The sequence below is a fragment of the Caballeronia sp. BCC1704 genome, from assembly GCF_902833455.1.
Lineage (GTDB): Bacteria > Pseudomonadota > Gammaproteobacteria > Burkholderiales > Burkholderiaceae > Caballeronia.
Map to the genome: position 1 here is coordinate 1,152,660 of NZ_CADFFT010000002.1, position 22,216 is coordinate 1,174,875.

The following is a 22,216-nucleotide window of genomic DNA, read 5'->3' on the forward strand; positions in this document are numbered from 1 at the left end:
ATGCGGCTATCGACCGCCACACTCTTCGCCGGCGCGATGCTCGCGGCGGCCGCCCCCGGCGCGCACGCCGCCCAGCAATGCGACTGGCCCGCGTATCGCCTTTTCGTCGAGCGTGTCGTGCAGGCCGACGGCCGCGTGATCGACCGCTCGACCGAGACGCAGCAAACCACGTCCGAAGGCCAGTCGTATGCGATGTTCTTCGCGCTCGTCGCGAACGACCGCGCGACCTTCGACCGCGTACTCAACTGGACGCGCACGAACCTCTCGGCCAATCAGTTCGACGCGGCGAGCCTGCGCCTGCCCGCGTGGCTATGGGGCAAGCGGCAGGACGGCTCGTTCGGCGTGATGGACGGGAACTCGGCTTCGGACTCCGATGTGTGGATCGCCTACGACTTGTTTCAGGCCGGGCGTCTCTGGAAAGAGCCGGCGTACACGAAGCTCGCCTACGCGCTCGCGACGCAGATCGTGAAGCAGGAAGTCGCCGATCTGCCGAACCTCGGTCTCATGTTGTTGCCGGGTCCGCAAGGCTTTCGCACCGGCCAGGTCACGCGTCTGAATCCGAGCTATCTGCCGTTGCCGGTCTTGCGCGGCCTCGCGCAGGAGATGCCGGACGGGCCGTGGACGAAGCTCGCGCAGAACGCCGCGAAGATGATCAGGATCACCTCGCCGCGCGGCTACGCGCCCGATTGGGCCGCCTATCAGGCGAGCGCCAACGGCCAGTTCGTCGTCGACCCGAAGAACGGCGATGTCGGCAGCTACGACGCGATCCGCGTCTACTTGTGGGCCGGCATGGCGTCGCCGGGCGATCCGCTCGCGCGTCCATGGCTCGACGCGCTCGGCGGCATGCGCGCGAGCGTCGCGCAAACGGGATTTCCGCCCGAGAAAGTCTCGACCATGAGCGGCGCGGCGAGCGGCGAAGGCCCGCTCTCGTACTGGGGCGCGCTCGCGCCGTACTTCAAGGCGCTGAACGACGAACGCGGCCTCGGCCTCGCGCGCGCGCGTCTCGAAGCACTGGCCGCGCCGCCCGTCGCGGGCCGCGAGCCGGTCTACTACGACCGCGTGCTCGGGCTCTTCGGCGGCGGTTTCATCGACGGGCGTTATCGCTTCGATGACTCGGGCCGCCTCGTGCCGACGTGGAGAAGCGCATGCTGATCCCGACTCGCAAACGCGTGATCGCGGCGCTCTTGTGCGCCGCGCCGGCGATGGCCTGGGCGCAGGCCGCGACGACCGATCCGCTCGCGGTGCTCATCGATCAGGGCAAGTACTGGCAGTCGCACCGGCGCGGCGATCTCGCGGAACAGGCGTGGCAGAAGGTGCTGCGCGTGAATCCGAAGCAGCCGGACGCGCTCTTCGGCATGGGCATGGTGCTCGCCGATCGCAAGGACGGCAGCGGCGCGCAGCAGTATCTCGCGCAGTTGCGTCAGGTCGCGCCGAACTATCCGAATATCGACGAACTCGGCCGGCGTCTCGGCGAGACCAGTTCGCGCGATCAGACCGTGAACGACGCCCGGCGTCTCGCGCAAAGCGGACAGAGCGCGTCGGCGGTGCAGGAATACAAGCGCGCGATCGACGGCAAGCCTGCGACGCCCGCGTTGCAACTCGAGTACTACCAGGCGCTCGCCGCCACGCCGCAAGGCTGGGACGAAGCGCGCCGCGGCCTCGAACAACTGGCGCGACAGAATCCGGACGATCCGCGCTATCAGCTCGCGTTTGCGCAGCATTTGACGTATCGCGATGCCACGCGGCGCGACGGCATCGCGCGGCTCGCGAAGCTGTCGGGCGACAGCGCGGTCGGCGCGGACGCGAAAAAAAGCTGGCGGCAGGCGCTTCTGTGGCTCGGCGCGCGGGCATCGGATGCGCCGCTTTATCAGGCGTATCTGCAAGCCTCGCCGGACGACGCCGCCGTGCAGGCCCGCTTCGATTCGATGGTGCAGCAGGACAAGGCCGCGCGCGAACGCTCGCAGGCCGACGCCGCCGTCGATGCGCGCGGCCGCACCGTCGCGGAAGGTTTCGCCGCGCTGGATCACGGCGATTTGGCGGCGGCGCGCGCGCGCTTTTCGTCGGTGCTCGCCAGCAATCCTAACGACGCGGATGCGCTTGGCGGCATGGGCGTCGCGGCGCTGAAGCAGGAGCGTTTCGCGGAGGCCCGCACGTATCTCGAACGCGCGTCGCGGGCCGGCAACCCGGCACGCTGGAAAGACGCGCTCACGAGCGCGACGTACTGGACTTATACGAGCGATGCCATCGGCGCGCGCAGCAACGGCCAGATTGCGCAGGCGAAGGCGCTTTTCGAACGCGCCATCGCGATCGATCCGTCCGATGTCACGGCGCAAGTGCTGCTCGGCGAAATGCTGCTTGCGAACGGCGATCCGCGCGGCGCGGAAGCGGCGTATCGCATGGCGCTGCGCCGTCAGGCCGACAATCCCGATGCGATACGCGGGCTCGTCGGCGCGTTGGCCGCGCAGGGCCGCGGCGACGAGGCGCTCGCGTTCGCCAACAAGCTCAACACGGAGCAGCAGGCGAAAGCCGGCGGCATCAACACGCTGCGCGGCCAGGCGCAGGCCGCGCAGGCGCGCGCCGCCGAAGCGCGGGGCGATCTCGGCGCGGCGCGCAGTCTCTTCGAAGACGCGCTGCTCAACATGCCGGACGATCCGTGGCTGCGGCTGGACCTCGCGCGCATCTACGTCCGTCAGGGCGCGGTCGGCAATGCGCGCAGCATGATGGACGGTCTGCTCGCCACGCACCCCGACATGACCGACGCGCTGTACGCGAGCGCGCTGCTTTCTGCCGAGACGCAGGACTGGTCCGCCGGTCTCGCGCAACTGGACCGCGTTCCGCAGGCGAAGCGCACGTCCGCGATGACGGCGCTGCAGCATCGCTTGTGGGTGCATCAGCAGGCGGAACTCGCGACGCGCGCCGCCGCTGCCGGCCAGAACCCGCAAGCGTTCGCGATCCTGCGCCGCGCCGAGCCGGTCGCGGCGGGCAACGCGGAACTCATGGGCGCGGTGGCCTCGGCGTATGTGAATGCGGGCGATCCGGCGCGCGCGCTGTCGCTGATTCGCGGCGCGGTCGCGAATGCGCCGAACGATGTCGGCTTGCAACTCCAATACGCGGGCATCTTGTCCGCGACGCATCAGGATGCCGAACTCGGCTCCGTCATGCGGCGTCTTTCCGCGACGCAGCTCACCACGCAGCAGCGTCGCGACTTCGACAATCTGAACGTGGGAATCGTCATCGCGCAGGCGGATGCGGTGCGCAAGCAAGGCGACCTCGCCGCCGCTTACGACGTGATCTCGCCGTGGCTCGCCGCGATGCCCGACAATGCCGACCTGCAGGCGGCGCTCGGCCGCATGTACACCTCGGCGGGCGATGACCGCAACGCGCTGTCGTGTTACCGCGCGGCGCTCTCGCGCCGTCCCGACGACGTGGGCTTGCAGACGGCGGCGATGTCGGCGGCAAGCGGCGTGCGCGATTTCAAGCTGGCCGAATCGCTTGCGAAGCGGGCCTACGAGGCCGCGCCGAACGATCCGGGCGTGCTCGCGGGCATCGGCCGGATGTATCGCGCAGAAGGCAAGCTGGACCTCGCCGCGCAGTTCCTGCAACGCTCGCTCGTCGCCGCGAATACGCCTGCGATGGCGAACGCGTCCGGTCAAGCCAGCCGCGTGCCGCGCGACTGGCAGACCGCGATGCAACGCATCGCTTCGATGCCGCTGCCGGGCACCAATCCGTTCGAAGGCAAGACTGCGGTCGATACGGCTGCGGCGTCGCTTTCGTCGTCGAGTGTGAATAACGCGGGCGCGTATCGGCCCGTCACCCTACCGAACAATCAGCAAGCCGTGCCGTCCTATCCGCCACCAAGTCTGCCTGGCGCAGCGCCTTATTCTGTGCCTTATTCCGCTCCGTCGATCACACCGGGCGCGCCGCGCGCGGCGGCAAGCGGCGGTTATGGCGGTGTGGCGGATGGGACGGGGCAAGTGGGCGGTCGGGGTGTGCGCGGCAGCTATGCTCCCGATGCTTATGAATCGGTGCAGACGGGCGGCTACGGCGGCGCTTCTGACGGCACGGAGCAATCAGGCAGTCGGCGCGAACTTGGCGGCTATGGTGGCGACGCTTTCGGGTCGGCGCAATCGGGCGGTTATGGCGGCGCTGCCGATGCAACGGCGCGAGCCGGCGGTCCGCGCGAGTTCGGCGGCTATGGTGGCGATGCCTATGGGTCGGCGCAATCAGGCAGTCACCTTTCGCCTCGCGCACGAGCCGATGGCGCAGCGCCATCCGTCGCTTACCCCGCGCCGGCTCGTGCCTATAGCTACGGATCGGACAGCTACCGTCCGGCGCAACGCGGCGGTTATGCCGCGCCGCCGGCACCGGCTTACGCCAGCGGCTACGGTCCCGACACCTACGGCGCGGCGCAATCGGGCGCGCCGCTTCAGCCGTATCCCGGGCAGGATGCGAACGGTTATCGCGCGCAGGGCTATCAGCCGTATCCGCAACAGCAGCCGTATGCGCAGCAGGCTCCGGCTTACCCGCCGGCATCCGATGGTTACGACAGCTCGCCCTGGCCGATGTCGCCCGCCGCCCGCGATGCGCAAGCCAACGCCTACGCACCGCAACCCGCGGCGAGCGCGCCGGCCGGCAAACGTACGGCAACGCGCAAGAGCGCAGCGCAGAAGGCGCGTTCGGCTGATTCGTATGCGTACGGGCAGCAGGATTATCAACAGCAGCCGTACCAGCAGCAGTCGTATGCGCAGCAAGGGTACGCACAGCAGCCGTACGCGCAGCAACCGTATCCGCAGCAGCCGTATGCACAGCAGCCGTATGCGCAGCAGGCGTATCCGCAGCAGGCCCATACACAGCAGCCGTATCCGCAGCAGCGGTACCCGCAACAACAATACGCGCCGCAGCCCTACATTCCGCAGCCGCCCGCCGGCTACGCGCAGCCCTACTACTCGACGCAGCCGCAAGGCGCGCAGCGCGCGGCGACGGCGGCATCGATGAGTACATCGGGCTTGCCGGCGCCGGCCGCAAATCCTCAAATCGTTGGCGTCGCGGAAGAACTGGCGGCGATCAACCGCGAGCAGGCCAGCACCATCACGGGCGGCGTGCTGTTTCGCAATCGCGATGGCGAGAACGGCCTGTCGAATCTCACCGACATCGAAGCGCCGATCGAAGGCCGCATCAAGGCGGGCAACGGCCATATCGTGCTGCGCGCCACGCCCGTCACGCTCGATGCCGGCACCGCGAGCGGCACCAACAACACGCTCGCGCGATTCGGCGCGGGCGCGAGCAACAATCCGGCAAGCCTGACCAACGACTTCGGCTCGCAGACGGCGACGGGCGTCGGCCTGTCCGTCGGCTATGAAAACCGCAACATCCAGGCCGATGTCGGCACGACGCCGCTCGGGTTTCGCGAAACCAACGTCGTCGGCGGACTGCAATATCAGAACGCCATCACGGACAAGGTGTCGTACTCGCTCGCCATCGCGCGACGCGCCGTCACCGACAGCCTGCTGTCCTACGCCGGCGCGCGCGATGCAGGCGCGGGCCTCGAATGGGGCGGCGTCACTTCGAGCGGCGCGCGCGCCGCGCTCGGCTGGGACGACAGCACGAACGGCGTCTACGTGAACGCGGCGTACCAGTTCCTCGACGGCAAGCACGTCGCAACGAACAACGCGGTGAAGGGCGGCGGCGGCATTTATACGCGTCTCATCAAGGATGCGGATCAGACGCTCACCGTGGGCGCGAACACCACGCTGATGCACTACGACAAGAACCTCTCGTACTTCACGTACGGCCAGGGCGGTTACTTCAGCCCGCAGCAGTACGTGATCCTGAATTTTCCGGTCGAATACATGGGACGGCTCGGGATGTTCAGCTACGACGTGAAGGGATCGATCGGCGTGCAGCATTACCGGCAGGATGCGTCGAACTACTTCCCGACTGACAGCACGCGTCAGTCCGCAGCCGCGAGTTCCCCGCTCAGTCCGGACGCGGGCGCGGTCTACCCGGGGTCGAGCAAGACGGGCGTTTCATACTCGCTCAACGCGACCGGCGAATACCAACTCGCGCCGCAGCTCGCGTTCGGCGCGACGGCATCGTTCGGCAACGCGTATCAGTATCGCGAATGGCTCGCCGCCGTGTATGTGCGCTATAGCTTCACGCGCCAAGGCAGCGTGCAGGCGGTGTTTCCGCCGCAGGCGTTCAGTTCGCCGTATTTGTCGCTGGCGAATTGAGGCGGTGCAGCGACGCGCGGGAGAGCGGTTGACGCGGGTGCTCCCCGCCCCCGCTATTCCACTTCCCCGTCGTCGCTGTCCGCGGTCTTCGCATCGCGCTCATGGCTCATCGCAGCGTTCGCGAGCGTCGCCGCCACGGCCGGCGCTTTCTCCTTCCGCTCGCTATAGCGGTCCGTCAGGTACTCGGAGCGGTCGCGCACGAGCAGCGTGAACTTGTACAGCTCCTCCATCACATCGACGACGCGGTCATAGTACGACGACGGCTTCATGCGCCCGTTCGCATCGAATTCCTGATACGCCTTCGCCACCGACGACTGGTTCGGGATCGTCACCATGCGCATCCAGCGGCCGAGCACGCGCAGCGCGTTGACCGCATTGAACGACTGCGATCCGCCGCAGACCTGCATCACGGCGAGCGTGCGGCCCTGCGTCGGACGAACGCCGCCGAGTTCGAGCGGCAGCCAGTCGATCTGATTCTTGAACACGGCGGTCAGCGTGCCGTGGCGCTCCGGACTGCACCAGACTTGTCCCTCGGACCACTCCGACAGCTTGCGAAGCTCGACGACCTTCGGATGATCGGCCGGAACGCTGTCGGCGATCGGCAGGTCATGTGGATCGAAGACCTTCGTTTCAGCGCCGAAGTGCCGGAGAATGCGCTCGGCTTCGAGCGTCAACAAGCGGCTGTACGACGTGGGACGCAGCGAGCCATAGAGCAGCAGGATGCGCGGCGCGTGCGTCGAGACGGCGCGCGGCGCGAGCTTGTCGATGTCCGGCGTGTCGAGTAAGGGCAGCGTGACGTTGGGTAGATCGGAAGACATCAGCGCGTGCTCCGGCCGTTATAGTTAGTGGTACTCATCTATTTTTCCTCGGTGTGAGCGCTGCGTTCAATTGTGAAGGCCTGTTCATGCCTTGTCGCGCAGACAGGTGAGCGATGCGTGAGGCAAGCAGTCCGCGCCCGCGCAACAGTTCTCGGTGAGAAAGCCGATGAGGCCGTTCATCGCATCGAAATTGGCGGAGTAGAAAATGAATCTGCCCGACTGTCTCGCCTTGACGAGTTCCGCGTGCGACAGGTCCTTCAGATGGAAAGAAAGGCTCGAAGGCGATAAGCCGAGCTGCTGTGCGATGTCACCCGCCGGCAAGCCTTCGGGCCCGGCCGCGACGAGCGCGCGAAAGATCGCAAGCCGCGATTCATGTGCGAGGGCGCTGAGCGCGCGAACAGCGAGATTCGAATCCATGACCGCGATATTAGGCCCTCCGCGCGGTCATTTCAAGATTCCTTGAAATGACATCATTCAGAGATGCGCTTGAAGCTCGCGTAGTAATCGTCGGTGTAATAGCACTCGCTCGTCTGTCTTCGGGCGCCGCCGCATACGATGCGCCGTTGCCCGCGATCCGTCGAACCCGGCGTGCGGACAGTGTAGGCGTGGTAGTAGCCGCGCGGCTGCTGCGGCAACAACCCCGCGCTATTGCGAAACAGGACGCCGTCGTCCCGATACGGAAAAGGGCCGCCCGCCTTGATTAGACGCAGTGTGTCGGCAGCTTCGCCCGGCAACTGCGCCCGGGCGACGGAAGGTAACGCACCGCGCTCTTGCGCGCCCGAAGCGGCCGAGATACCACTGGCCGCGCTCGCCTGCGCCGGCGTTTGACTCGCGGCTGCGCCCGCTTCCTGATTCGCGTCCTTCGAGCCGCTCTTGTTGCATCCGCAAAGCACCGCGCTCAAGGCGAACAAGCAGGGGTAGATCCATGCGCGCTTGACCAAGCCGTTGTCTCCGGTTGACTTGCATTCGACCATCGCGAACGGTTCAAGCATATCGCGAGCGACGAGGGGCATCAATGCGAGGCGCGGATTTGTTTCAGCGCTCATCGTCCTGCGGAATCGTCGCGGCATACGAAGAAATTCGCGATACGCTGGCACAATCGACGAGACTACAAAGGAGCGAGACGATGCTGTCGAAACAAACCACTTACGAAGCCGCGGTCGATAGCTTTCGCTGGGCCATTCCCGAGCATTACAACATCGGCGTGGACGTCTGCGACAAGTGGGCAACCTCGCGTCCCGACGACACCGCATTGATCCACGAACATCGCGACGGCAGCATCGAACGGATGACCTTCGCGGAGTTGCGAAGCCAGAGCAATCGCGCCGCCAACTGCTTTCGGGCGCATGGCATCGTGCAAGGCAGCCGGCTCGCGATCCTGATCGCGCAATCGCCGCAGACGGCCATCGCGCATATCGCCGCGTTCAAACTGGGCGCGATCTCGGTGCCGCTCTTTGCGCTCTTCGGCGAGGAAGCGCTGGAGTTTCGCCTGCGCGACAGCGGAGCCAGCGTGCTCGTGACCGATGCCGCGGGCGCGCGAAAGATCGCAGGCATCCGTGACCGGTTGCCCGCGCTGCGCACGGTCTTCGTGACAGGCGCGCAGCCCGAAGAGAGCGGCGCAGTCGAAAGCTTCGACACGGCGCTCGCCGCGCAGATCGACACGTTCGAGCCCGTGCCGACAAGAGCCGATGACCCCGCCGTCATCATCTATACATCCGGCACCACCGGCAAGCCGAAGGGCGCGTTGCATGCGCAGCGCGTGCTGCTCGGCCATTTGCCGGGCGTGGAGATGTCGCATGGCGGGTCGATCAGCCAGACCGACACGTTCTGGACGCCCGCGGACTGGGCATGGATCGGCGGTCTGCTCGATGTTCTTCTGCCCGCGCTGCACCACGGCGCGACCGTTGTCTCGCATCGCTTCGACAAGTTCAGTGCAAGGGCGGCATTCGATCTGATGAGCCGTCACAACGTGACGCACGTGTTCCTGCCGCCGACGGCGCTCAAGATGCTGCGCACCGAAAAGTCGCCGCGCGAGCGATGGAATTTGCGGCTACGCTCCGTCGCAAGCGGAGGCGAATCGTTAGGCACTGAGCTCTTGACGTGGGGCCGCGAAGCGCTCGGCATCACCATCAACGAGTTCTACGGTCAGACCGAATGCAACATGGTCGTCTCCTCATGCGGCAACTGGTTTCCCGCGCGGCCCGGCGCAATCGGACGCGCGGCGCCGGGGCACGACGTGCGCGTGGTGAGCGATAACGGCGTCGTGCAGCCGCTCGACGAGATCGGCAACATCGCGATCAAGGCGCCGGACCCCGTCATGTTCCTGGGCTACTGGAACAATTCTGCGGCGACAGCCGAGAAGTTCGCGGGCGACTACCTGCTCACGGGCGATCTTGGCCGCATGGACAGCGATGGTTTCATCCACTATGTGGGCCGTAACGACGACGTCATCACGAGCGCGGGCTATCGCATCGGGCCGGGACCCATCGAAGACTGCCTGCTGGGGCATCCCGCCGTTCGGCTCGTGGCGGTCGTAGGCGTGCCGGATGCCGAGCGCACCGAGATCGTCAAAGCGTGCGTCGTCCTCAGCGACGGCTTCTCGCCCAGCGACGAACTGACTCGCGAACTGCAGGACCAAGTGCGCACGCGTCTCGCGGCGCATGAATATCCGCGCTTGATCGAATATCGTGAATCGCTTCCGATGACGTCGACCGGAAAGCTCATCCGGCGCGAGTTGAGAAGCAGCTAGCGGTTGACGCAACGACGGCGCGATGCATAAGCGTCGGCGCTCTGCTAAGCGCGCCGCTTGCCGCGCGCAGCCGCCTTGGCTTGCGGCGAAAGCCAGGCCGGTTCCGCGAGATGCGCAGCCAGAAAATCGGCCAGCGCCGTCACTCTCGCCGGACGCGCCCGCGCCGATGGCGTGACGAAGTACAGCCCGCCTCGGGTCAGGTGCCAGTCGGTCAGAATCGCTTCCAGCCGCCCGTCGGCGAGGTATTCGCCTGCGATGAACTCGGGCAGTTCCGCAATGGCGAGTCCATCGAGCAAAGTGGGCAGTAGCGCATCCGAATTCGTGACGCGTAAGGGGCCGACCGGCGTGACCGGTTCCTCGTCGCCGGCGTCGTTCACGAAGCGCCAGACTTCGGTGCCCGCGCGGTAGGCATACGAGAGGCACGGCCGGCCGATCAGGTCGCGCGGATGCGTCGGCTGGCCGAATCGTTCGAGGTATTCCGGCGAAGCGACGAGCAACTGCGAGACCGCACACAGCCGCCTTGCGACGAGCGAGGAATCGGGCAACGCGGCGATTCTGAGCGCCGCATCGAAGCCCTGCGCGACGATATCGACCGTCGCATCCGACAAATGCAGGTCCAGCGATATGTCCGGAAACGCGCGCAGGAACTCGGGCAGCAACGGCGCGAGCCAGCGCACGCCGAACGACATGGGCACGGCCACGCGAATGAGCCCGCGCGGCTGCACCGACATCTCTCTCGCGGCGTTCTCGGCCTCCTCGGCTTGCCGATAAATGTCGCCGGCCTTCTCCGCGATGGTGCCGCCGAATTCCGTCAGCGCGAGCTGGCGCGACGTCCGGTTGAAAAGCCGCGCGCCGAGCCGCTCCTCGAGCCTCGCCACGCCGCGCGAGACCGTGGCGACGGACACGCCCATCGCCCGCGCCGCCGCCGCGAACGAGCCCTCCTCGGCCACCTTCGCGAACATCGCCAGCCCTTCGAAATCGGGGAGCTTCGTCATTTCATTCCTGCAATGATGGTTTGCAGGCCAGTCTATTTCGAAACGACGCGGGCGTCGATATTCTCCTCACATCGTTCAACGAAAATGGATAGGGAAAGAATCATGGCACGCAAGCTCGAAGGAAAGATCGCTCTCGTTACCGGCGCAACCAGCGGCATCGGCCTCGCCACCGCCAAACGCTTTGCCGCCGAAGGCGCTCACGTCTATATCACCGGCCGCCGTCAGGCCGAGCTCGAAGCGGCAGTGGCTTCGATCGACAACGCCACGGGCGTTCGCGTCGATTCGTCGAAGCTGGATCAGCTCGACGCACTGTATGAGCAGATTCGCGGCGAAAAAGGCCGGCTCGACGTGCTCTTCGCCAACGCAGGCGGCGGCTCCATGTTGCCGCTCGGCGAGATCACCGAGGAGCACTATCACGACACGTTCGACCGCAACGTGAAGGGCACGCTCTTCACCGTGCAAAAGGCGCTGCCGTTGTTGTCGAAGGGCGCTTCGGTGATTCTGACCGGCTCGACCGCAGGCAGCGAAGGCACGGCGGCATTCAGCGTGTATTCGGCGTCGAAGGCGGCGATCCGCAACTTCGCCCGCAGCTGGATTCTCGACCTGAAGGATCGCGGTATCCGCGTGAACACCATCAGCCCCGGCGCGACGAAGACGCCCGGCCTCGTCGACCTCGCGGGTCCGGATGCCACGCAGCAGCAAGGCTTGCTGGACTATCTGGCGTCGCGCATCCCGATGGGCCGCGTCGGCGACCCGAACGAAATCGCTGCGGCTGCGCTCTTCCTCGCGTCGGACGATGCGAGCTTCGTCAACGGCGCCGAACTCTTTGTCGACGGCGGACAGGCGCAAGTGTGAGTGTAAGCGAGCGCGACGGGGCCGCCGTCGCGCTTCGCTCTCCACGAGTCGCTATCACTTCTCCAGCGCGTGAAGCAGCCGCGTCAGGTTCTGCGGCTGAATGCGTATGATCCCGCCACGAGGACTGTCGATGTCGGCAATCAACGTGAGCGACAAGGAAATGGTCACGGGAAGAATGGTCATCAGCAGCACCGTGCGGCGCTTGCCTTTCGCGCCATAGCCCTGAACGGCGCATCCGAGGAGCGCGATCAGGATCATCAAGACCCATACGCCTAGCGGAATATGATTGATTCTGGCGGCTTCCGAATAGTCTTGCGAGTTCAGCGCGTCGTTCATGCCCGCCACCACGAGCGACCCGATAGGCGTCGGCTGAGCCTTCGCGACCTGCGCTGCCAGTTGCCACAACTCGGACTGAACCGCCGCCGTTTCTGCATCGAGGCGGCTGCGCGCGTCGCGGTCACGCGTCTGGAATTCGGTCAGCCGCAAGCGTGCATAACGGATTAATGCAGCCCTCATCATGGCGCCGATGTGCGGATCGGCCAAATCGGCTCGCACGTATTCAGTGCCGATCGCATTCGCCTCGGCTTCTTCGAGCGTCTTTCGCTGGTCATAGCGGCTGACCGCCATCGACATGCTAAAACCGATCAGCAAGGCCAATAGCGTGAGCGTCGCTCCCTGTACGACATTGAAATCATCGCGTTCATCATCGCGCAGCGGCGCAATGCGGCGAAGAACGAATACACCCAACGCGATCGAGACGATAAATACGGCCAGCAGAACGACAAAGAGTATTGCGGGGTGATCGACGAGTGCCGCCATGCAATCTCTCCGTTCGGTCTTTATCCTGTCACTCGCGATCGCGTGAATATCGCTTGAAAGCTAGTTATAGGCGTGAATTCGCGTGCATGCCAGAAGACGCTCGCGGAGAACGGCGCCCTTTCTATGGTTTGGAATCCGCGTATCGCGAACAGCGCGCGACGTGCGGCGCTGCGGAAACGGTGGCGTTAATCGGCGTCTACAGTCGAACGACGGCATCGCCTGATGAATGAACAAACGCCGGCGTCGCCTCAGGCAATCTGGCGACACCGGCGCATGGAGGCTAATGCCACTTCGCGTTCTTATGACGCCTGCGGCCGACGGCGTCCCATAGCTTCCTGGCCTGCTTCTGCACGGAGCCTGAATGATCCTCGTGATGAGGCTCCGCGTCTCCGGCGTGACCGACCGTGACGCCCCGCCTGGCGCGCCTGAACAGTTCGACGAATTTCATCGCGACCTCCTTTTGCGGTAAAGACACCGCAAATAAAGTGTACTCGGCTGCGAATGGCTTTGAAATGCGTGAACACGCGGTATCGGCCGACCGTGACTTCGAGTCAAAAAGAGCGATGCGCTACTATCACGCGTGGCGCATGACGTTGCGCCTCAGGCTCGCGCATGCAGCGCCCGATGCTGTCCTTTCACGAACGCCCGTACACATTCAGGGGAAGCCAGTCGATGCGACGTGTCGTCTTCAATCAAAAGGGTGGCGTAGGCAAGTCCACTATCGTCTGTAATCTGGCGGCGATCAGCGCGTCGCGCGGTTCGCGCACGCTCGTCGTCGATCTGGATCCGCAAGGCAACGCGAGCCAGTATCTGCTCGGCGCCGCGGCACACGACGCGCATCCGAACCTCGCGAGCTTCTTCGAATCGGCGCTGAGTTACAGCTTTCGCGAGCCCGCGTTCGACTCGTTCATTCATGCGACGCCGTTCGAGAATCTGGATATCGTGCCGTCGCATCCCAGCCTCGACACGCTGCAAAGCAAACTGGAATCGCGCTACAAAATCTACAAGCTGCGCGACGCGCTAAAGAGTCTGTCGAATTACGACGCCGTTTATATCGACACGCCGCCCGCGCTCAATTTCTTCACGCGCTCGGCGCTGATTGCGGTCGAACGCTGTCTCGTTCCGTTCGATTGCGACGACTTCTCGCGTCGCGCGCTGTATTCGGTGCTGGAAAACGTGCAGGAAATTCGCCACGACCACAATCCCGATCTGAAGGTCGAAGGCATCGTCATCAACCAGTTTCAGCCGCGCGCCAGTCTGCCGCAAAAGCTCGTCGATGAACTGCGCGCCGAAGACCTGCCCGTGCTCGCGTCGCACATTTCGTCGTCGGTGAAGATTCGCGAGAGCCATCAGCACGCGCGGCCGATGATCTATCTCGAACCGCGCCACAAGCTCGCGCAGGAATACGTCGCGCTGCACGACGAACTGAATGGCTGACGCGCAAGCGGCAGCCGCAGGCTCACGCGGTATGCGGCACCGCCCCGGCGTCTTGCGTCACGACCGATGCAACATTGCCTTCCGCACCGCTTCCCACGATCGAGAGCCCGAAGATCTGCTCGGGCGCGACCGGCTTGCTCAACAGATAGCCCTGCACGAAGTCGCATTGCGCGTCGCGCAGGAGCCGCAACTGCGGCGGATACTCCACGCCCTCCGCCGTCGCGGTCAGGCCGAGCGCATGCGAAAGCTGAATGATGCCGCGCACGATCTTGAGAATCGCGAAGTCGCTTTCCAGCCGCGCGATGAACGACCGGTCGATCTTGAGCGTATCGGGCGAGAAATCCGCGAGGTAACGCAAGCTCGAATAGCCGGTCCCGAAATCGTCGATGGCGATGCGCACGCCCAGTTCCTTCAGCGCCCGCAGCGTGCGTTGCGCGAGTTCGGGATTCTCCATCAATGCGCTCTCGGTCAGTTCAAGCTGGAGACTCGACGCCGGCAGCCCGTGCCGTCGCAGCGCGGTGTTGACCACATCGACGATCGCCGCGTCGCGCAACTGACGCGCAGACACGTTGACCGACACGCCGAGCCCCTGCGCGCCGCTTTGACGCCACTGCGCAAGCTGTCGCAACGCCTCGTCCATCACCCATGCGCCGACCTCGTTGATAAAGCCGCTTTCTTCGAGGATCGGAATGAACACGTCGGGCGGAACGAGCCCGTGCGCGGGATGCCGCCAGCGGATCAGCGCCTCGACGCTGCACATTTCGAGCGAATGCGGCTGATAAATCGGCTGGTAATGCAGCACGAACTGCTTGGCGGCGAGCGCAGCGGGCACGTCGCGCTCCAGCCTGAAATCGACGATTCGCCCCGTCGCGACCTGATCGGCGAACCGGAAACCGTTGCGCCCGGCTTTCTTGGCCGCATACATCGCAATGTCGGCGCTCGTCAGCAGCGTCTCGTGGTCCGCGCCGTTCTCCGGGAACACCGAAATGCCGATGGATGCCGTAACGAAGGTGCCCGCAGGCGTCGGCTCGCCCGTCTGCCGCAACGCGCCGAGAATGCTTTTCGCGATGCCGGCGAGATGATCCTTGTCCTGCGCGTCGTCGATCAGCACGGCGAACTCATCGCCGCCGAGCCGCGCGAGGAAAGCGCCCGCCGGCAGCGACGCCTGAATGTCCTCGCTCAGCGATTTCAGCAGCCGGTCGGCCGCCGTATGACCGAGCGTATCGTTGAGCACCTTGAAGCGGTCGAGATCCACGAACATCAACGCGAACGTCGTGTCCTGCCGGCAGCGTTCCTCGATGCCGCGCACCAGCGCGCCGCGGTTGGCGAGCCCGGTAAGCGAATCGGTGTAGGCGAGCCGGTCCAGTTCGACGAGCCGCTCCTGCTCCGCCGTCACGTCCTCCGTCACGCCGATCACGCGCGCGACTTTGCCGGCTGCGTCGAGAATCGGATACGCGGTGCTCTGCACCCAGCGGATCGCGCCGCCGTTCGCGCGAATGCGGTACTGCGTGCGCCCGCCGACCGATGTCTCGGCGAGCCGCTGCATCGCCGCCTGAACAATCGGCCGGTCCTCGGGCAGCACGACGTCCATCCAGGCTTCCGGGCGCTCGCGCAGCGTCGACGCCGAGAGGCCGAACACGGACGCGCAGCCCGCGCTGATGTGATGGAAATAGCTGAAGTCCGCGCTGTACGAGTAGAAACAGAGCCCGATATGCGCTTCCATTTCGGACATGAGCGCTTCTTTCGCCCGCAGGTCAGCGGCGAGTTCGGCCTCCTTCGTCACGTCGAGCGATGCGCACAGCACGCCGTAGATGCCCCCGCCGCTCCTTTCGACCGGTATGAGCCGCGATTGCCAGACCTTCGGCTCGCCGGCGGTCGTCGGGCACGTCCCCGTGAACGATGTCCGCGATCCTTGCAGCGCGCCTTCGAAGGCGTCGCGCGCGGCGATTGCCTCGCTGCCGCTCCAGAAGTCGAGCCAATCGGCACCCGCGAGTTGATCGGGGCCGGCCGCGCGCATGAGTTCGGCGCCGTACTCGGAGATGCGGAGCAGGCGGCCATTCGTGTCGAGCAGCTTCAGACATTCGCGATTGGCATCGAGCAGCGCCTTGACGAGCGCCACGGTCGCGTCATGGCGCGCGGTCGCACCGAGCGCGCGGCGCAAGGCAAGCGTGCCGACGACGACGGCGGCCACCGCCCCGACGCACATCGCGCCGAGCGCCGAGACGGACGCAAGCGCCAGATGGACGAGCGCATACGCGCCCACGGCCGCAAGAAGAGGCGCGACGGCGTCACGCCAGGAGACGCCCGCGTGCTTCGCGCAGGCATGCAGGAAGAACGACAGGAAACCCTGGTTCTGCGCGGAACCTTGGTTCGTTCGCGGCGCGCCGGTGGAGCCAGGGGCAGTTTGATGAGACATTGGCGTCACGAAGCGAGGGCGTGAATGTACGAGCGACTGACGAGGGCCGCGATAGAGAGGACTTAGCTCTTGTTTACGTCTGGCCGCGAAAATGCTTTAGCGCGGTGCGCTCCGCTCGTCTTCGGGGCGGGAAGATTTCGAAGCGCCGGGCTTGTGCATCGCGGCGAGGGTCTCTATAATGCGCGGCTCCACAGGCTCGTAGCTCAGCTGGTTAGAGCACCACCTTGACATGGTGGGGGTCGTTGGTTCGAGTCCAATCGAGCCTACCAACGCATCTGCATCAAACGAAAACGCCGCGTTCATCGCGGCGTTTTTGTTTTCTCGCTTCGTTTGATCATTCGTCCGTCAATCGAAACGCTAGTCCCACATGTTCCGGAACGCCACGGCGGCGATCACAGGCACCGTGAGCACGAGCGGAATCGCGAAGTACGGCACTTCCAGATCCACCGTCCAGCTATAAACCAGCCAGCCGACGCCGAGCACGAGCGTGGCAATCCCGACCAGTGCAGACAGCACATTGAGCGATCGCTTTGACAGGCGCCTGCGAGGCGCTTCCTTACTCGAAGTCGGTTCCATGATTCACAGGCTGCTATGCGCGCGAGGCGGGTACTTCTGATTTTATACCGTCCGCGGTCGCGCGGCGGTGGCACGGAACGGCCGCGAAGCGACCGAGCCGGAACGAGGCCTACCCGCCGCAATGGACATCAAGAAGCGGCCGACTGCCCGCGCCCTGCCCGCGCATTGGCTGCGGCCGAATGCCGGCGCGCCGCGCGCTTGCGCATCCAGATGATGAGGCCCGTTGCGCTCAACACCGCCACCGCGATCCCGACCGCGCTGATCGCGATGCGTCCCGCGACGCCGAGGATGCGCCCCGAATGCAGCGGAAACTGCGCCTGCATGAAGATGTCGCCTGCGGAGCCGCGCCCCGGTATCGACGAGCCCGCGAGCGTGCCTGTGTGGCCGTTGTAGTAGAGCCAGGCATTGCCGAGCCCGCCGTCGCCGTGGTCCTGTCCCGGCGCGAAGAAGCCGACACCGTACGCTTCCAGCGTCGGCACGTAGTACAGCGCGCCCATCGGCGCGGCGATGTGCTCGCGCTTCGCGTCGCTCGCGGCGGCGGCCAGAATCTGCTCGCGCGTCGCGGGGGCGCGCCCCGCCGGACCCGCACGCACGAGCGCGGCGTTTTCGGCGAACGACGGCGAGAGCGTCGAGAACAGCGAGACCACCGGACGAACGACAGGATCGCTCAGATTCATCGAAACCGACGTGAGCGCCACCATCACGAGCAGCGCCCAGATCCACACGCCGCCGGAGCGATGCAAATCGAACGTGAGCGCGTAGCCGCCGCGCCCGAAACGAAACGCGAGCGACTTGCGCCACGCCTTCACGCTTGGAAACGACAGCACGAGCGCGATGCCGCTATCGAAGAACCACACGATGCCGACGATGCCGAGCAGCCACGTTCCGATATCGAAGCCGCCCACGACCGGCAAATGCAGCGTGTAGTGCAGCTTGTAGAGGAACGGCATCAGGTCGATGCGCGCCAGCGACACCGCGCCCCACATCCGTCGCCCTTGCACCGCGCCCGTCGCGGGATCGACGGCGATCTGATTGAAGTCGATCGAATACGGCGCACCGGTCGACGGATTCGTGCGTGGCACGACCATCAATTGCGCCGTGCGGCCCGGCTCGACGCCGAGCGGCAGGTACGTCACCTGAATGCGCGGATCGGCGGCCTCGACGCGCCGCACCAGATCGAGCGGCGCAAGCGGCGCGGCCCGACTCTGCGCATGGAAGAAGGAGGGGTTGAGCCAGGCGTCGATTTCGTGATCCCACGCGATGATGGCGCCAGTCAACCCCGACACGAACAGAAACAGCGCAGTCGCCACGCCGAACCAGCGATGCAGCCGCACGAGCACGCGCCTCATGCGGACGGCGCCTTGATGACGGATGAGCGTGCGGCTTGGGGCATGGATCGCGCGTGCGTAAATAGGAATTGTTCGCAATTGTAGCGGCGATGCGATGGCCGGGCAAGCCTTCAGCGTCACGACAGCGCATGACATCTCGCGACACAAGTTGCGCGTGGTTTTTAACGAGGTCCATCGCTACAGTGCGCACATGCCTAACCACCCACGGCGGAAACCATGGAAGCGATCGGAAAGTTATCGGTGTATGTGCTCGTCATCGTGCTTGCGGCGTCGATGATCGAAGCAGTCTGGCTGAGCCGCAAACACAAGGGCACCGACAAGGCATTCGCGTGGCACGAGGTGTGGATCTCGCTCGCGGATCTGGTCGGCCGCAAGCTGCTCGCCTTCGTGCCGCTCTCGCTCGCGACGCCGTTCTTCGCGTTCGCGTGGGAGCACCGCATTCACACGGTCACGAGCAACACGCCGCTGACCGTCTTCCTGCTCTTCATCGGCATGGAGTTCTGCTATTACTGGTATCACCGCGCGTCGCACACGGTGCGCTTCTTTTGGGCGACGCATGCGGTCCATCATTCGCCGAACCAGTTGACGCTTTCATCGGCGTATCGGCTCGGCTGGACCTCGAAGATCACCGGCGCAGCGCTGTTCTTCACGCCGCTCGTGTGGCTCGGCCTCAAGCCGGAAGTGGTGCTCGCCGCGCTCTCGATCAACCTGCTCTACCAGTTCTGGCTGCACGCGACATGGATCCCGAAGCTCGGCTGGCTGGAATACGTGTTCAACACGCCGTCTGCGCACCGCGTGCACCATGCATCGAACGCGGCGTATCTCGATGCGAACTTCGGAGGCGTGCTGGTCATCTTCGACCGGCTGTTCGGCACGTATGCCGAAGAACGCGCCGATGAGCCGTGCCGCTACGGCCTCACGACGCCCACCACGTCGCGCAATCCGGTCGTCGTTCAGATGGAGCACTGGGTGAGCCTCGCGAAAGACGTATTTCACGCGAAGAGCGTGTCTCAGGCGGTCGGCTTTCTGCTTCGCCCGCCCGGCTGGCGTCCCGACGGCGAAGGGGAAACGACCGAAGCATTGCAGAAGCGCGCGAGAAACGCCGGCAAAGCGATGGAGGCATCCTGATTCCGCCACGCTGTGAAAGCACGAAGGCGAATCCACGGCGCGCCTTCGTGCTTCGTGCAATCAGAACGTGACGGTCTGATTGATGACTTGCTGGCCGTTCACCGTGATGACGGACGTGGCCGTGCCGGTCTGCGTGCTGGTGCCGCCGGACGGCAGCGTCGAGCCGCCGGCCGGGCAGGTTGCGCCGCTGCCGCCGGTGCTTTTTGCGGCGCCGCCGGCAAGCTGTGCGTGAGCGAGTGCGTCGCGGTCGATTGTGTACATGTTGGCTATCCTCTTTCGATTGAGATGCACCGGTCACCGTGCGCGAGACGCGAGAAATTTCGCGTGCGTCGATTGCGCCGAGCCGGTGGATGTCATCATATGTCGGCGGAGGTCTTGCGCGCTTCGTCAAACGTCCTAATTATATTTTCCGAAAGGCATCGATTAGTCGAGCACACACTCGTATGAGCGCGATCGCTGACTTCGGGCATGGTTCGCGGCCTGCATCGGGCAGAAGACGCGTTAGGGTCGCACCCAGAGGCATCCGCTTTGCTCCGCCTGCCAGCACACTTGATGAAGGACGACCGCCATGAAACTCCTGCCGATGCTTCCGGCACTTGCCTGCCTGCTCGCGAGCTGCGCCGCCAGCGGCCCGCGGACCAACGCTGCGCATCTGAGTCCGACGCAATGCCGCGACCTCGCCGCGCTTCGGAGCAATGCGCCTCCGAACCGCCAGCGCAACGCAAGCGAACTGACTGCGCTGAGGCAAGCGGGCTACGATCCGTCGAGATGGTACGACCCGTACTATCCGGAGGATCTGCAAGCGGCGCAGCGTCAGGTGGATGCCTGGTTCCGGGCGGACTGCCAGACGAACCCGCAGCAAGCCGAATGACCTGCATCCAGCGATGGCCGAACGCAAGCGCACAGCCGCCGCGATCACCCGGCTGGCGCATGCCCGAGCGAATCGGGGTCCAGCACGAGTTGACGCAGCGGCGCGAGGCGCTTCTCGGCTTCGTCGGCCTGCTCGCGATACGCGGCGGCGTCGAGCGCGGAGCCGGCCCGTTCAGCGAGATCGGCCATCTGGCGCAGCAGCATGATTCTCTCTTCGATCGCGCGCAGCGTGGTCCATAAGCCGCCGTCGATGGCCTCGTCGATCTCCGCGATCAGCGTCTGGATCGAGAACGCGTGGCCCGTGTGGCATCTGAACCGGACAATCGGCCCTTCTTCTATCTGCATGAGCACGCCGTTGCAGTCCGGACATGTGTATCGCGAAATGTTGCCGAGCTTCATGAAACTCGCCTCCCCGCCATCTCCGGTCTCCGAAATTTTGTTCTCGATGGCAGCGTACGCGCGCGCGGACACGCGATGCGTCGGGCTGCCAGCGGGCGTAACCACCGTACTCAGGATCTTGTCCGCCAGTGCGTCGAGGTCGCCGACGAAATCCACCTCGACGTGCGCGATCGCGCTTTCCGGCATCGACGGATGGTCGGCTGTCAGCGGGTCCTGCACGAACGCCAGTCCGCCGTGGTCCTTGACCGCCCAGAGTCCGGCCGTGCCGTCGTCGAGCGCGCCGGTCAGTATCACGCCGATCACGCGCTCGCCGTATGTCACCGCCGCCGAGCGGAACAGCACGTCCACGGCCGGGCGCGCGCGACATTCCTTCGGGCCGCGCGTGATCCGCACGCCCTCTTTCGAGAGCATGAGATGCCGGTCCGTGGTCGCGACGAAGACGGTGCCGTGCGCGAGAGGCGCGTTGTCGGTCGCCGCGACGACCCGCAGGTTCGTCGTGCGCGCCAGAATGGTGTGCAGCGCGCTCGGTCCGTAGGGCGAGATGTGCATGACGATGAGGAGCGTCGCCGGCAACTGTGCCGGCAGGCGGGCCAGCAGTCCGCCGAGCGCGGGCACGCCGCCCGCAGACGCCCCGATGACCACGATGTCCCGCTGAATTCGCGCGTCCATTGTTGTCCCCTGTGACAGGATCGGCAGCCGTCGCGGTTGCGACGAGACGTCGACCATTACGTCCATTCGGTACAGTCTACGCGCTTACGCCGCGCAGCCCGCATCCCGCGCACGGCAACCGCTCGCTCAGCGCTCGAGAACAGCGCCCCAAAGCCTCGCACAACCGTGCATATCCTTAGCGAAAATGATGCGTTCCAGAGCGCCCGACCGCTGGCTATGATGATCGGTCCGACGGTTCGCACCGTTCACATTGAAGGAGCATTGAACTTGACCCGAACCGAAACATCGCGCCGTCCGCTCGTGGTCGGAATCGGCGGCACGACGCGGCCTGCGTCATCGACAGAACGCGCGCTCGCTTTCGCGCTCAAGGGCGCGCAAGAATCCGGCGCGAGCGTGCAGCTGTTCGGCGGCGCGTTCCTGCATAGCTTGCCGCACTATGCGCCCGAATCGCGCGTGCTCACCGACGAGCAGCACGAACTCATCGAAGCCGTGCGCGCCGCCGATGCGCTCGTCATCGCCACGCCCGGCTATCACGGCGGCATTTCGGGGCTGGTCAAGAACGCGCTCGATACGCTCGAAGAACTGCGCTCCGACGAGCGTCCGTATCTCGACGGCCGCGCGGTCGGCAGCATCGTCACCGCGTATGGCTGGCAGGCGGCGGGCACGGTGCTGACGTCGCTGCGCTCCATCGTACATGCGCTGCGCGGCTGGCCGACGCCGTTCGGCGCGGCGGTCAACACGCTGGAGACGCGCTTCGAGTCGGCCGATACCTGCTCGGACCCGAAGGTCGTCGCGCAGCTTCGCACGGTCGGTCAGCAGGCCGCGAGTTTCGCGCACGCGTTCGGCGCGCATCGGCCGGACGCATGGCATGTCGTGGAGAACAAGGTGGCGGTGGCGCAGAGCTAG

Annotated in this window: 18 protein-coding genes and 1 tRNA gene; 9 read left to right on the forward strand and 10 right to left on the reverse strand. The window is 65.4% G+C overall.

Going from position 1 to position 22,216, the window contains the following annotated elements; genetic code table 11:
* Both bcsZ and HWX53_RS15000 read left to right on the forward strand, forming a co-directional pair.
* Positions 1-1,152 carry a cellulose synthase complex periplasmic endoglucanase BcsZ gene (bcsZ, locus tag HWX53_RS14995; protein ID WP_175942070.1) on the forward strand — a complete coding sequence of 384 codons (1,152 nt, stop codon included), beginning with the start codon at positions 1-3 and terminating at the stop codon, positions 1,150-1,152.
* Positions 1,146-6,230 (forward strand): cellulose synthase subunit BcsC-related outer membrane protein, encoded by a 5,085-nt coding sequence (locus HWX53_RS15000; protein ID WP_175942072.1) that lies wholly within the window; start codon positions 1,146-1,148, stop codon positions 6,228-6,230. Before bcsZ ends, HWX53_RS15000 begins: the two co-directional genes overlap by 7 nt.
* A gap of 53 nt (positions 6,231-6,283) precedes the next feature.
* On the opposite strand, the gene arsH is transcribed toward HWX53_RS15000, so the two are convergent.
* The 3 genes from arsH to HWX53_RS15015 all read right to left on the reverse strand — a co-directional run bounded on the left by arsH (position 6,284) and on the right by HWX53_RS15015 (position 8,022).
* Complete coding sequence (gene arsH / locus HWX53_RS15005) at positions 6,284-7,048, reverse strand: arsenical resistance protein ArsH (RefSeq protein ID WP_175942074.1); 765 nt, start codon at positions 7,046-7,048, stop codon at positions 6,284-6,286.
* Positions 7,049-7,132: 84 nt separating this feature from the next.
* Positions 7,133-7,465 (reverse strand): metalloregulator ArsR/SmtB family transcription factor, encoded by a 333-nt coding sequence (locus HWX53_RS15010; RefSeq protein WP_175942076.1) that lies wholly within the window; start codon positions 7,463-7,465, stop codon positions 7,133-7,135.
* Positions 7,466-7,518: 53 nt separating this feature from the next.
* Positions 7,519-8,022: a ribonuclease gene (locus HWX53_RS15015; RefSeq protein ID WP_175942466.1), complete on the reverse strand. Its 504-nt coding sequence runs from the start codon at positions 8,020-8,022 to the stop codon at positions 7,519-7,521.
* A gap of 152 nt (positions 8,023-8,174) precedes the next feature.
* On the opposite strand from HWX53_RS15015, the gene HWX53_RS15020 reads away from it, so the two are divergent.
* Positions 8,175-9,797: an acyl-CoA synthetase gene (locus tag HWX53_RS15020; RefSeq protein ID WP_175942078.1), complete on the forward strand. Its 1,623-nt coding sequence runs from the start codon at positions 8,175-8,177 to the stop codon at positions 9,795-9,797.
* Between the two features lie 44 nt (positions 9,798-9,841).
* On the opposite strand, the gene HWX53_RS15025 is transcribed toward HWX53_RS15020, so the two are convergent.
* The gene (locus HWX53_RS15025) at positions 9,842-10,792 is read right to left on the reverse strand and encodes a LysR family transcriptional regulator (RefSeq protein ID WP_175942080.1); all 951 of its coding nucleotides are present in this window, start codon (positions 10,790-10,792) and stop codon (positions 9,842-9,844) included.
* Between the two features lie 102 nt (positions 10,793-10,894).
* On the opposite strand from HWX53_RS15025, the gene HWX53_RS15030 reads away from it, so the two are divergent.
* Positions 10,895-11,647 (forward strand): SDR family oxidoreductase, encoded by a 753-nt coding sequence (locus HWX53_RS15030; RefSeq protein ID WP_175942082.1) that lies wholly within the window; start codon positions 10,895-10,897, stop codon positions 11,645-11,647.
* Positions 11,648-11,701: 54 nt separating this feature from the next.
* Here the strand turns inward: HWX53_RS15030 and HWX53_RS15035 are convergent, their stop codons facing one another.
* Entirely contained in the window at positions 11,702-12,466 is a 765-nt protein-coding gene (locus tag HWX53_RS15035; protein ID WP_175942084.1) for a hypothetical protein, read from the reverse strand.
* Positions 12,467-13,138: 672 nt separating this feature from the next.
* Between HWX53_RS15035 and HWX53_RS15040 the strand changes: the two genes are divergently transcribed.
* The gene (locus HWX53_RS15040) at positions 13,139-13,903 is read left to right on the forward strand and encodes a ParA family protein (protein ID WP_175942468.1); all 765 of its coding nucleotides are present in this window, start codon (positions 13,139-13,141) and stop codon (positions 13,901-13,903) included.
* Between the two features lie 22 nt (positions 13,904-13,925).
* Here the strand turns inward: HWX53_RS15040 and HWX53_RS15045 are convergent, their stop codons facing one another.
* Entirely contained in the window at positions 13,926-16,319 is a 2,394-nt protein-coding gene (locus tag HWX53_RS15045; protein WP_175942086.1) for an EAL domain-containing protein, read from the reverse strand.
* A gap of 192 nt (positions 16,320-16,511) precedes the next feature.
* On the opposite strand from HWX53_RS15045, the gene HWX53_RS15050 reads away from it, so the two are divergent.
* Positions 16,512-16,588, forward strand: a tRNA-Val gene (locus HWX53_RS15050).
* Between the two features lie 88 nt (positions 16,589-16,676).
* Here HWX53_RS15050 and HWX53_RS15055 read toward each other — a convergent pair.
* Positions 16,677-16,835 carry a hypothetical protein gene (locus HWX53_RS15055; RefSeq protein ID WP_347879160.1) on the reverse strand — a complete coding sequence of 53 codons (159 nt, stop codon included), beginning with the start codon at positions 16,833-16,835 and terminating at the stop codon, positions 16,677-16,679.
* 188 nt (positions 16,836-17,023) lie between these two features.
* A complete protein-coding gene (locus HWX53_RS15060; RefSeq protein ID WP_175942090.1) occupies positions 17,024-18,244 on the reverse strand; it encodes a PepSY-associated TM helix domain-containing protein in 1,221 nt (406 codons plus the stop codon).
* A 216-nt stretch (positions 18,245-18,460) separates the two neighbouring features.
* Between HWX53_RS15060 and HWX53_RS15065 the strand changes: the two genes are divergently transcribed.
* Positions 18,461-19,372: a sterol desaturase family protein gene (locus tag HWX53_RS15065; protein WP_175942092.1), complete on the forward strand. Its 912-nt coding sequence runs from the start codon at positions 18,461-18,463 to the stop codon at positions 19,370-19,372.
* Between the two features lie 60 nt (positions 19,373-19,432).
* Here HWX53_RS15065 and HWX53_RS15070 read toward each other — a convergent pair whose 3' ends face one another.
* Entirely contained in the window at positions 19,433-19,633 is a 201-nt protein-coding gene (locus HWX53_RS15070) for a hypothetical protein (protein ID WP_175942094.1), read from the reverse strand.
* Positions 19,634-19,940: 307 nt separating this feature from the next.
* Here HWX53_RS15070 and HWX53_RS15075 point away from each other — a divergent pair, with 307 nt between their 5' ends.
* Entirely contained in the window at positions 19,941-20,243 is a 303-nt protein-coding gene (locus HWX53_RS15075) for a DUF4148 domain-containing protein (protein WP_175942096.1), read from the forward strand.
* 44 nt (positions 20,244-20,287) lie between these two features.
* On the opposite strand, the gene HWX53_RS15080 is transcribed toward HWX53_RS15075, so the two are convergent.
* Positions 20,288-21,310 carry a chemotaxis protein CheB gene (locus HWX53_RS15080; protein ID WP_175942097.1) on the reverse strand — a complete coding sequence of 341 codons (1,023 nt, stop codon included), beginning with the start codon at positions 21,308-21,310 and terminating at the stop codon, positions 20,288-20,290.
* A 267-nt stretch (positions 21,311-21,577) separates the two neighbouring features.
* Between HWX53_RS15080 and HWX53_RS15085 the strand changes: the two genes are divergently transcribed.
* Complete coding sequence (locus HWX53_RS15085) at positions 21,578-22,216, forward strand: NAD(P)H-dependent oxidoreductase (protein ID WP_241269943.1); 639 nt, start codon at positions 21,578-21,580, stop codon at positions 22,214-22,216.

Bases quoted from the DNA above. Each gene is read 5' to 3' on its own strand.
- bcsZ (WP_175942070.1), top strand. From the start codon at position 1: ATGCGGCTATCGACCGCCACACTCTTCGCCGGCGCGATGCTCGCGGCG.
- HWX53_RS15000 (WP_175942072.1), top strand. From the start codon at position 1,146: ATGCTGATCCCGACTCGCAAACGCGTGATCGCGGCGCTCTTGTGCGCC.
- arsH (WP_175942074.1), bottom strand. From the start codon at position 7,048: ATGTCTTCCGATCTACCCAACGTCACGCTGCCCTTACTCGACACGCCG.
- HWX53_RS15010 (WP_175942076.1), bottom strand. From the start codon at position 7,465: ATGGATTCGAATCTCGCTGTTCGCGCGCTCAGCGCCCTCGCACATGAA.
- HWX53_RS15015 (WP_175942466.1), bottom strand. From the start codon at position 8,022: ATGGTCGAATGCAAGTCAACCGGAGACAACGGCTTGGTCAAGCGCGCA.
- HWX53_RS15020 (WP_175942078.1), top strand. From the start codon at position 8,175: ATGCTGTCGAAACAAACCACTTACGAAGCCGCGGTCGATAGCTTTCGC.
- HWX53_RS15025 (WP_175942080.1), bottom strand. From the start codon at position 10,792: ATGACGAAGCTCCCCGATTTCGAAGGGCTGGCGATGTTCGCGAAGGTG.
- HWX53_RS15030 (WP_175942082.1), top strand. From the start codon at position 10,895: ATGGCACGCAAGCTCGAAGGAAAGATCGCTCTCGTTACCGGCGCAACC.
- HWX53_RS15035 (WP_175942084.1), bottom strand. From the start codon at position 12,466: ATGGCGGCACTCGTCGATCACCCCGCAATACTCTTTGTCGTTCTGCTG.
- HWX53_RS15040 (WP_175942468.1), top strand. From the start codon at position 13,139: ATGCGACGTGTCGTCTTCAATCAAAAGGGTGGCGTAGGCAAGTCCACT.
- HWX53_RS15045 (WP_175942086.1), bottom strand. From the start codon at position 16,319: ATGTCTCATCAAACTGCCCCTGGCTCCACCGGCGCGCCGCGAACGAAC.
- HWX53_RS15060 (WP_175942090.1), bottom strand. From the start codon at position 18,244: ATGAGGCGCGTGCTCGTGCGGCTGCATCGCTGGTTCGGCGTGGCGACT.
- HWX53_RS15065 (WP_175942092.1), top strand. From the start codon at position 18,461: ATGGAAGCGATCGGAAAGTTATCGGTGTATGTGCTCGTCATCGTGCTT.
- HWX53_RS15070 (WP_175942094.1), bottom strand. From the start codon at position 19,633: ATGTACACAATCGACCGCGACGCACTCGCTCACGCACAGCTTGCCGGC.
- HWX53_RS15075 (WP_175942096.1), top strand. From the start codon at position 19,941: ATGAAACTCCTGCCGATGCTTCCGGCACTTGCCTGCCTGCTCGCGAGC.
- HWX53_RS15080 (WP_175942097.1), bottom strand. From the start codon at position 21,310: ATGGACGCGCGAATTCAGCGGGACATCGTGGTCATCGGGGCGTCTGCG.